1 protein-coding gene is annotated in these 254 nt (G+C 67.3%); it reads right to left on the bottom strand.

Annotated elements, in window-relative coordinates; all coding sequences use genetic code 11:
• Positions 1-254 (bottom strand): magnesium transporter MgtE N-terminal domain-containing protein (locus RAD10_RS42290; protein ID WP_461622067.1); only part of this gene is annotated, 254 nt, incomplete at both ends.

The raw sequence follows: 254 nt of genomic DNA, 5'->3' as shown, positions 1-254 counted from the left end.
AGATAGTCCATCACGTCGCCGACCGACCAATGTTCGGGCACCGCGATCAGCTCGCGCTGCATCAAGCGGCCGGCCGATTCCTCGGGATAGCGCAGCGCCTCCTCGATCGCGGCGCGATCATCGGGGTCGAGCGCGCGGAGCACTTCGCGCTGGTCGGCGGGCTCCATGTCCTCGATGATCGCGACCGCGTCGTCGGTGTCGAGCTCGGAGGCGATGTCGGCGACTTGCGTGGCCGAGAGCGCGTCGATCAAATC

Source organism: Bradyrhizobium sp. 23AC (assembly GCF_054863025.1).
This window is presented reverse-complemented; position numbering and strand designations above follow the sequence as displayed.